This is a genomic window from Rhizobium sp. LCM 4573 (assembly GCF_001854865.1).
Lineage (GTDB): Bacteria > Pseudomonadota > Alphaproteobacteria > Rhizobiales > Rhizobiaceae > Neorhizobium.
On record NZ_MDDW01000029.1, the window covers coordinates 371,331 to 378,189 of the forward strand.

General features: G+C 63.5%; 9 protein-coding genes. 5 read left to right on the plus strand and 4 right to left on the minus strand.

Features of this window, described 5'->3' with window-relative positions; translation table 11 throughout:
• The first annotated feature begins 105 nt into the window (after positions 1-105).
• Positions 106-981 (plus strand): LysR substrate-binding domain-containing protein, encoded by an 876-nt coding sequence (locus LCM4573_RS26440; protein WP_071009556.1) that lies wholly within the window; start codon positions 106-108, stop codon positions 979-981.
• Between the two features lie 50 nt (positions 982-1,031).
• Here LCM4573_RS26440 and LCM4573_RS26445 read toward each other — a convergent pair whose 3' ends face one another.
• The gene (locus LCM4573_RS26445; protein ID WP_071009557.1) at positions 1,032-1,595 is read right to left on the minus strand and encodes a TetR family transcriptional regulator; all 564 of its coding nucleotides are present in this window, start codon (positions 1,593-1,595) and stop codon (positions 1,032-1,034) included.
• A 100-nt stretch (positions 1,596-1,695) separates the two neighbouring features.
• Here LCM4573_RS26445 and LCM4573_RS26450 point away from each other — a divergent pair, with 100 nt between their 5' ends.
• Positions 1,696-2,604, plus strand: coding sequence for an SDR family oxidoreductase (locus LCM4573_RS26450; protein WP_071009558.1), 909 nt, complete (start codon positions 1,696-1,698; stop codon positions 2,602-2,604).
• A 63-nt stretch (positions 2,605-2,667) separates the two neighbouring features.
• Here the strand turns inward: LCM4573_RS26450 and LCM4573_RS26455 are convergent, their stop codons facing one another.
• Entirely contained in the window at positions 2,668-3,291 is a 624-nt protein-coding gene (locus tag LCM4573_RS26455) for a DUF1062 domain-containing protein (RefSeq protein ID WP_071009559.1), read from the minus strand.
• Between the two features lie 392 nt (positions 3,292-3,683).
• Here LCM4573_RS26455 and LCM4573_RS26460 point away from each other — a divergent pair, with 392 nt between their 5' ends.
• Complete coding sequence (locus LCM4573_RS26460; protein WP_071009560.1) at positions 3,684-4,094, plus strand: cupin domain-containing protein; 411 nt, start codon at positions 3,684-3,686, stop codon at positions 4,092-4,094.
• 199 nt (positions 4,095-4,293) lie between these two features.
• Positions 4,294-4,644, plus strand: a complete 351-nt coding sequence (locus LCM4573_RS26465; RefSeq protein ID WP_071009561.1) for a hypothetical protein — start codon at positions 4,294-4,296, stop codon at positions 4,642-4,644.
• A gap of 43 nt (positions 4,645-4,687) precedes the next feature.
• Here the strand turns inward: LCM4573_RS26465 and LCM4573_RS26470 are convergent, their stop codons facing one another.
• Both LCM4573_RS26470 and LCM4573_RS26475 read right to left on the minus strand, forming a co-directional pair.
• Positions 4,688-5,104, minus strand: coding sequence for a GFA family protein (locus LCM4573_RS26470; RefSeq protein ID WP_071009562.1), 417 nt, complete (start codon positions 5,102-5,104; stop codon positions 4,688-4,690).
• Positions 5,101-6,090: an NAD(P)-dependent oxidoreductase gene (locus LCM4573_RS26475; RefSeq protein ID WP_083347639.1), complete on the minus strand. Its 990-nt coding sequence runs from the start codon at positions 6,088-6,090 to the stop codon at positions 5,101-5,103. Before LCM4573_RS26475 ends, LCM4573_RS26470 begins: the two co-directional genes overlap by 4 nt.
• Between LCM4573_RS26475 and LCM4573_RS26480 the strand changes: the two genes are divergently transcribed.
• Entirely contained in the window at positions 6,089-6,457 is a 369-nt protein-coding gene (locus LCM4573_RS26480; protein WP_071009563.1) for a helix-turn-helix domain-containing protein, read from the plus strand. The two genes, LCM4573_RS26475 and LCM4573_RS26480, sit on opposite strands and share 2 nt — an antisense overlap.
• Positions 6,458-6,859 lie beyond the last annotated feature (402 nt).

Below are 6,859 nucleotides of genomic sequence, written 5' to 3' on the forward strand. Positions count from 1 at the left end.
TTCTGCTCCTTTGTCGGTGTTGGATTTTCTTGACGGCATCATCATGCGCCGGCATGATGATTTTGAAAATCGCGTAGTTAAAAACAGAAGGTTTGGAAAATCTGAATGGTTGCGGCGCCCGTCAACATCGACATGGATGTGCTGAGAAGCTTCGTTACCGGCTTCGAGCTCGGCAGTTTCGCGAGAGCCGCCGACCGGCTCGGCCGCTCGCCCTCGGCCATCAGCTTGCAGCTTCGCAAGCTGGAGGATCAGGTCGGCCAGATTCTCGTCGAAAAGCAGGGCAGGGGACTGATCCTCACCGAGGCGGGGGAAATGATGCTGGGCTACGCCCGCCGCATCCTCGATCTCAACGACGAGGCGCGCATGGCGCTCAGTGGGCTCAATGCGCTCGAGGGCTGGGCGCGGGTCGGCCTGCCGCAGGATTTCGCCGAGACCTGGCTTCCGGATCTTCTCGGCCGCTTCTCGCGGGCGCATCCGAAGGTGCGGGTGGAGGCGCGCGTCGATCGCGGTTCGGCGTTGGTGGAAGCGGTGGAGCGCGGCGAACTGGATCTGGCGCTCACCTGGGGCGATCTCGAAAGCGCCCATTCCGAGGTGGTGGCGAGGCGTCCCGTCTTCTGGATCGGCGCCTCGACGAATTTTCGTCACGATGCCGCCGAACCGCTGCCGGTGATCGCCTTCGATGCACCCTGCGCCTTCCGTCRCCTGGCGGTCGAGGCGCTGGAGAGCGACGGCATCGCCTGGCGTCAAGTTTTTGCGAGCCCCAGCCTTGCCGGGCTATGGGCGGCGGTGACGGCAGGGCTCGGCGTCACCCCGCGCACCGTGGAGGGCAAGCCGCCGCACCTCGTCGCGCTCGATCCGAAGGAAGCCGGTCTTCCGCCGCTGCACCAAGTCGATCTCGTCATCCATGCGGCCAGGGCGAAGGCCGAGCCGCATATTGCCGAACTGCGGAGACTGATCCTTGATGCGGTAGAGGCGCGCTGATTTTCAGGTTCTTTCAACCCTGCGAACTGCCCCACGCTTCTCATATTCCCTCATTGACGCATCACGGCCACTATCAGGGCATTCAGGCTGCGGCGCACATGCTCCTCCACCGGCAGCGCGGGGTCGAAACCCCACCAGATGAGCGCGCCTTGCCACTGTGCGGCCATCAGAGCGCCGATATCCTTCGGTGCCCCCGGCGTTGCCGCGAAGCAATCGGAAAGCGCCTGCTGCAGCCTTTCTCCCCAGGCCTTGCCACGCGCCCTCAGCGCCGGATCGCGAAAATCCTCGCGCAGGATCAGCAGGCCCTCGGCATAGCTCTCGATRCCGCCATAATCGCCGGAAAGCGCCACCAGCAGCTCTATCGCGCCTTCCGGCGTCTTCGGCGCGGCGGCTGCTGCCTCCTCCGTCCGCGCGTCGAGCTGGTCCCAGGCAAAGAGAAGGGCTGCGCGGGCAAGTTCCGCCTTGCTTTTGAAGCGCTGCACCAGCGTCGAGCCTGAAAGGCCGGAAGCGGCGGCAAGCGCCGCGAAGGTCAGGGCATCCGGCCCTTGCGCGTGCATCAATGAAAGAGCGGCCGAAAGCACCTCGCTATCCGGCAGGGTTTTGGGTCGCGGCATCTTGCATCCTTATTTATAAACGAATAAACGTTTATATATTGCCAAGCCTGTTTAGACCAGTGCTTAGAACGGGCGGGATCGGATGCAAAGGGAGAACGTCATGAGCTTGAAAGGCAAGGTCGCGCTGGTGGCAGGCGCCACGCGCGGCGCAGGCCGCGGGATCGCGGTGGAACTCGGCGCCGCGGGCGCCACCGTCTATGTCACCGGCCGCAGCACGCGGGAGCGCCAGTCGGAATACAGGCGGCCCGAAACCATCGAGGAGACCGCCGAACTAGTAACGGCTGCCGGTGGCAAGGGCATCGCCGTACCGCTCGATCACCTCGTCTCGGAAGATGTCGAGGCACTTATCGCGCGCATCCGGCGGGAACAGGGTCGGCTCGATATCCTCGTCAACGATATCTGGGGCGGCGAGCTGCTGACGGAGTGGGACAAGCCGGTCTGGGAACACGATCTGGAAAACGGTCTGCGCCTGCTGCGGCTTGCGATCGACACCCATCTCATCACCGCTCATCACGCGCTGAAGCTGATGATCGAGCAGCCGGGCGGCCTGCTGGTGGAAGTCACCGATGGCACCGCGGAATACAATGCCACCCATTATCGCCTATCCCCCTTCTACGATCTCGCCAAGACCTCGGTAATCCGCATGGCCTGGGCGCATGCCAGGGATCTGGAAAAGCACGGCTGCACCTCGGTCTCCATCACGCCCGGCTGGCTGCGTTCGGAAATGATGCTCGATATCTACGAGGTGACGGAAGCGAACTGGCGCGATGCCACGGCCAAGATGCCGCATTTCATCATTTCCGAAACGCCCCGCTTCATCGGCCGGGCGGTGGCCGCACTCGCCGCCGATCCGGAGAAGGCGCGCTGGAATGGCCAGTCGCTTTCGAGCGGCGGGCTCGCCCAGGTCTACGGCTTCGACGACGTGGACGGCTCGCGGCCGGATTGCTGGCGCTACATCGCGGAAGTCGAGGAGGCGGGCAAGCCGGCGGATGCGACGGGGTATCGGTAGAAGACGCCGGCGGTAACCCTCCCCCTTGTGGGGAGGGTCGACGCGAAGCGGCGGGGAGGGGCGTCAGCCACCCACCACCCTCCCGATCGCAAGCCGTTCGACTTCCTCCCGCAAATCCAGCGTGACGAGCGTTCCGTTGCGGACGTCGCGCTTCAAGGCATCCTTGCGCGCAGGCTCGATCGCGATCTCGCCGGCCGCAAAGAGCCTCTCCAGGCGGCTGCGGGAAAGCCCGAGTTCTGCGGCCAGCAGCCGGTCGAGCCTGAGGCCGACCGGAAAGCGCAGGACGAGCGCGATGCCGATCCTGCGCCAGCACGCGGTGCCGGATATCGTCCGCTTGCGAACCTCGAACTCGGCACTTTCCTCGATGCGGCTGGCCTTGGCCCTGAGCACCTGCATATCGAATTCGAGGCGCGCCACGAATTCAGGCGTGCTGGCCTGCAGGGCTTCGAGGGTTCGGGGATCGATATCGCGAACGTTCCGCCGTTCGAAGATCGGCCGGTTCCAGGTCTTCTCGCAATCCACGCATTTGTAGATGAGCCAGGCATCCAGCCTGCGGCCGTTTGCATTGAGCCGCGTTCTGCCGCTGGAGCGGAAGGGTTTTGCGGTGCCGCAGCCGGCGCAGGGCAGGACGGGGCGGGGTGGGATTTTCGAAATTATAGTCCATTCTACATGAAGGATGTCGCACATGCCGTATTGATCTTCCGGTCGGGAAGTTCATGCGGGAAACGGAACTGGAGAAGCCCTGATCGGGCGCGGCGTGGCGAATGTCCGGACTGTCGAAGAGATGAAGCGTCGGAGGGTTTCAGGGCAGCGGAGGCCGCACTGGCACGAGCAATGCCAAACCGGTCTCAAGCCGCCACCCCGATGAACAGTCAGTCCATGCGTTCGCACCTCGGCGCGAGCCGCATGGCGGGTGAACCTGTCGAGACCGGGGATTACTTAGGCAAACTGGACCTCAAAAGCCGACACTCTTCGGCTGCAATGGATAACCGGCCGCAGCGGAAAAGCAAGTGCCCCGTATCGAACTTGCGGCACGCGACCTATATGGAAGGACGACAGAACAGGAAGAGGAGAGGACGATGGACATCAAGCGCAGCGGATCGCAACCGTCGAGGCGGCAGCCCGCCGATTATTTCACCGGCACGGTCCGGCTGGACCCGGTTATAGAGACGCCGGAGCCGGCGCGGGTGAGGGCTGCCGCCGTCACCTTCGAGCCCGGCGCGCGCACCAACTGGCACACCCATCCGCTCGGCCAGACCCTCATCGTGACTGCGGGCTTCGGCCTTGCGCAGACCTGGGGCGGGCCGATCCGGGTCATCCGTCCCGGCGATGTCGTCTGGTTCCCGCCCGGCGAGAAACACTGGCACGGCGCCGCTCCCACCACGGCCATGACCCATATCGCCATCCAGGAAGTGCTGGACGGCTCGCCGGTCGACTGGCTGGAGCCGGTGACGGACGATCAGTATTCCGGCGAGATTGCGAAGGATTAGTGGAAGCAGTCGCCGTTGGCGCTCTCGCCCGGCAGGAACTGCGACCTTTGATTTTTCTCGGTTCGTAGACTCTCCAATAAGTTTCGCTCCTAATGGGGAAACAGCGCCCGGCCATCCAATCTGGCGATCGGTGCCGAGGATCTGTTGCAGCGAGGCGGACAGATTGTACCCGCCGGCATGTCACCCTTAAGACCATGAAATGATTGAGGAGATTGCTCATGAAGTCGAGATCTACACACATGAAAATCAAGAGGGCGTCCATAGGGCAACCCAGGAATTCAGCCCCGGCGACGGACTCGATAAGATCGTAGATGCGATAAGAAGTGCCGGAATTGCTTGGCATTACCGACGTACGCGTTTCACCTGCGATGCTTTGACGATAGGCGGCGGATCGGTGGAAGTGGAAGAGGGGCCTGTTGCCGCGAAACTTCGGGATATCGGCCTGGAAGATGTCGTTTATAGCGTTCGCGTCTACCCGGCTGGCCCCCAGTTGGACCTGCAAGAATATGTATATTATACGCGGCCCAAGTATACGGAATTGGATGAATAACAGCTGGGCTATCCATATATCCCGGCTCGGCATGATCTTTTAATTACTCCACGAGGCGAACCGCCTCGTGGAGCCCGTACCAGTCATGTTTTCGTCTTGCCCAGAACAGGGCGGCGGGCGGCGGGAATTTCGAGTCGCTGAAGCAGCCGACGGAAACGGCGAGCTCGTCCGGGATCGCCTCCGCCTCCATGTAGACCAGCGAGCCACAGGCCGGGCAGAAGATCTGGTCCATCCAGCGCCCGGCCTCGGTGACGCGGCGGAAGCGTCGCCGTTCGCCTTCATCCTCGCTCACGGCGTTGCGGTGGAAGCGCGCCCGGTAGGCGAAGGCGGAGCCTGTCGCCCGCTGGCATTCCAGGCAGGCGCAGGCATAGACCCTGAGCGGCTCGCCCCGGAAGGAAAGCCGCAAGCCGCCGCAGGAACAGCGCGCGGTGCGCGTTGCAGATATTTCAGGCTCCGTCATTTCGCGCCCATGAAGCGCGCCAGCACGGCGAAATCGTCATCCTGGTGGTCGTTGCGGAGCGCGGTTTCGAGAAGGCTCCCGAGCGCATCCCCGAAGGCGGGGTTGAGGTCCCGGTCGGCGATGAGGTCGCGCAGGTGGTGGAAGGCGACGTTGTGCACGGCGACCGTTGCCAGCGTTTGCGCGTCCGCCAGGTCGCGGCCGTCGCGGATGCGTTCCATCAGGTCCTGTTGAGCTCCGTCGATCATCGGCTGCGCCGACATGAGGAAGCCCGCATAGACATCGTGTTCGATCCCTTCCGCCCGGCATACGGCGAGCGCCTGCAGGGTGCCGAACAGCGTGCCCCACATTTGCGAAAGCAGCGCGCTGTCGAGCGCCGAGGCCGTGCCGAAATCCTCGCCCACGAAGGCGGATTTGCCGCCGAGCGCCTTGAACAGCCCTTCGTGCTTTTCGAAATGCGTCTTCGAACCGCTGTAGAGGATCACCGTTTCCGCGCCGCCGATGAAGTTCGGCGTCGCCATGATCGCGCCGTCCAGATAGGCGATGCCATGATCGCCCGCCCATCGGCCGGTCTCCCGCGCCGTCTTGGGGGAGCCGGAGGTGAGTTGCACGAGAAGCTTGCCTTTCAGAGCCTCGGCAACGTCCGGCTTGCGCAACTCCGCGTCGGAAGCCTCGTAATCGAGAAGATTGACGATCACGATCTCCGCCGGGCCGGCCGCCCGTTCGGCGGAAGGCTCGGGAACCGCGCCGAAATCCGCCAGAGCTTGCGCCTTTTCCGCGGTCCTGTTCCAGACATGCACGCTGTGGCCAGCCTCGAGCAGCGACTTGACGAGGGCCGAGCCCATGCGGCCGGCGCCGAGAAAGCCTATTGTGGTCATCGGTCGTAACTCCAATATTTGCGATGCCACCCTGATAGGACCGGGGACAGGCCACGGTAAATTACGCACCTTCGGGTAAGCGGTTACGTTGAGGTAAGGAGAAGAGACCATGAAACGCCTGCCGGATGACGATTGCGGCTTCGCGACCGCGCTCAATGCGATCGGCGGAAAGTGGAAGACCGATATCCTCTGGGAGATCAACCTGGCGCCGCGCCGCTTCGGCGAGCTGAGGCGCATCCTGAAAGGCGTCAGCGAAAAGGTGCTGACTCAGCAGCTCCGCGAGATGGAGGCGGACGATCTCATCCGCCGCGAGGTGTTTCCCGGCAAGGTGCAGCGGGTGGAGTATTCCGTGACCGAGTTCGGCCGCAGCCTCAACGATGCGGTGACGGTCATGGCCGAATGGGGCAAGGCCTTCGATATCCGCATGGCGGAAAAGGCCGAGGAAGAGGCCCGCCGTCCGGTGGCGCTGATGGCGTGATGTTCGGCTGTCCTTCATCCGGCTGCCGCACCTTGCCCGGCCCTTCGCTTGGCTCCGGGGCGTTCGTCACACGAAACGGTTCACTGGATCGTTTCGTCGGCTGCGCCGACCATTCGTCACCCCCGCATGCGGGGAGAAGGGATATGCCGCACCGTTTCCCTCATTCCGAGAACGCCGCATGAGGCAAGTCCCCTCTCCCCGTCGAAACGGGGAGAGGGCTAGGGTGAGGGGCAAGTTAGATCGGCACTTGCCAGGCCCACTTTAGCCTCAGAACCTGTAGCTCAATCCGATGCGGCCCCAGATGCCGTTCTCGCCCTTGCCCATGCGGACGTCGCCCATGCGGCTCCGCAGCGTGCCGGTCTCGGCGGAGAAGACATTGGCATCCGCCGCATGCAGGCCGAT

Excerpts from the sequence above, each read along its gene's own strand:
- LCM4573_RS26455 (WP_071009559.1), bottom strand. The coding sequence starts at position 3,291 with ATGTGCGACATCCTTCATGTAGAATGGACTATAATTTCGAAAATCCCA.
- LCM4573_RS26460 (WP_071009560.1), top strand. The coding sequence starts at position 3,684 with ATGGACATCAAGCGCAGCGGATCGCAACCGTCGAGGCGGCAGCCCGCC.
- LCM4573_RS26470 (WP_071009562.1), bottom strand. The coding sequence starts at position 5,104 with ATGACGGAGCCTGAAATATCTGCAACGCGCACCGCGCGCTGTTCCTGC.
- LCM4573_RS26475 (WP_083347639.1), bottom strand. The coding sequence starts at position 6,090 with ATGGTCTCTTCTCCTTACCTCAACGTAACCGCTTACCCGAAGGTGCGT.
- LCM4573_RS26465 (WP_071009561.1), top strand. The coding sequence starts at position 4,294 with ATGATTGAGGAGATTGCTCATGAAGTCGAGATCTACACACATGAAAAT.
- LCM4573_RS26450 (WP_071009558.1), top strand. The coding sequence starts at position 1,696 with ATGAGCTTGAAAGGCAAGGTCGCGCTGGTGGCAGGCGCCACGCGCGGC.
- LCM4573_RS26480 (WP_071009563.1), top strand. The coding sequence starts at position 6,089 with ATGAAACGCCTGCCGGATGACGATTGCGGCTTCGCGACCGCGCTCAAT.